Below are 1,257 nucleotides of genomic sequence, written 5' to 3' on the forward strand. Positions count from 1 at the left end.
GGGTGGGGCTTGGTTGCCGCTATGTCAGCGGCGGGGTGTGTTGCGTGTCGCCGTGCGCCAGCCGGTCAGGCGGCGCGGGACAGCGGCGGCCGCAACAGGCTGTCGGGCTCGCCTTCGACGGCGGTGACGAGGTAGGGCGGCGGCAGTACGCCGGGCTCTATGGGCACGGCGAGGTTCAGCGCGGGGAAGAGGGCATGCAGGCAGCCGGCGTGGCAGCTGGGGCAGTCGCCATCGAAGACCTGGCCGTCGCCGTCGGGATCGCCGTCGTCGTTGTGGCCGGCCTGGGCCTTGTGGTCGTGGTGGCCGAAGTGCTGGGCCGCGGCGGCGTCGCGCTCGTGCATGCAGTACGCGGCAACGGCCGTGGTGGACCATTGCAGCGGAAAGATGAGAGCGATGACGAGCAGCCAGATGCGCATGGAGCGGCATTCTATGCGAGAACGCGCCGGCACGCGCCGCGAAGCGGCCGGCCCCCCCGGCTCGGTGAGAGGGCGGGGAGCCGGAGGTGTCCAGAAGGGCTGCGCTCATCCGTCTGCGAGCGTGCGCCGCGTTGTTCCTCCCCGCTTGCGCCAGTCGTGCGCCTCAAACCCGGTAGCCTTCCTCCGCCAGCACCTGCCTTACCGCCGGCCGCGTCAGCATGCGGCGGTAGTGGGCTTCGCAGTTGGGCGGCAGGGGAATGTCGCTGCGGCTGGCCCAGAACTCGACGTAGAACAGCGCCGCGTCCGCGATGGAGAAGCGGCCGGCGGCGTAGTCCTGCCCGGCGAGCAGCTCGTCCATGATGGCGAAGCCCTGGACCACGATTTCCCGCCCGCGCGCCTTCACCGCTTCGTGCTCGGCGGCCGAGGTGGCGAACTTCTCGGTGGTGAAGATGCGGGCGAAGCCCTGGCCGTGCAGGGTAGCGACGGCGTAATCCATGATTTCCAGCACCCGCGCCTCGCCATCCGCATCTTCCGGCAGCAGGCCTTTCTTCGGCTTTTGCCGCGCCAGCCACCAGGCGATGGCCTGGAAGTCGGTGAGGGCGCGGCCGTCTTCCCGTACCAGCGTGGGAATGGTGCCCTTGGGGTTGAGGGCGCGGTAGGCCGGCTTGTCCTGGTCGCCGGCGAGCAGGTTGACGATGTAGACCTCGAACAGCATCTCCAGCTCTTCCAGCAGGATGTGGATGCCGGTGGAGCAGGAGCCGGGCGTCATATGGAATTGCAGGGGCATGGGGCGTGGTCCTCGGAGTCGGGGTGGAGGGGGAGGCATGGCTGGCGCAAGCAC

General features: G+C 69.5%; 2 protein-coding genes. Both read right to left on the minus strand.

What is annotated here, in order from left to right:
• Positions 1-65: 65 nt before the first annotated feature.
• Positions 66-416, minus strand: a complete 351-nt coding sequence (locus GRF61_RS24115) for a DUF2946 family protein (protein ID WP_169153151.1) — start codon at positions 414-416, stop codon at positions 66-68.
• Positions 417-579: 163 nt separating this feature from the next.
• A complete protein-coding gene (locus GRF61_RS24120; protein ID WP_169153152.1) occupies positions 580-1,203 on the minus strand; it encodes a glutathione S-transferase family protein in 624 nt (207 codons plus the stop codon).
• Positions 1,204-1,257: the final 54 nt, after the last annotated feature.

Origin of the sequence: Azoarcus sp. TTM-91 (genome assembly GCF_012911025.1) — a bacterium.
In the GTDB taxonomy this organism is placed as follows: Bacteria; Pseudomonadota; Gammaproteobacteria; order Burkholderiales; family Rhodocyclaceae; genus Azoarcus.

Coding starts and splice junctions, on each gene's coding strand:
- GRF61_RS24115 (WP_169153151.1), bottom strand. CDS start 416: ATGCGCATCTGGCTGCTCGTCATCGCTCTCATCTTTCCGCTGCAATGG.
- GRF61_RS24120 (WP_169153152.1), bottom strand. CDS start 1,203: ATGCCCCTGCAATTCCATATGACGCCCGGCTCCTGCTCCACCGGCATC.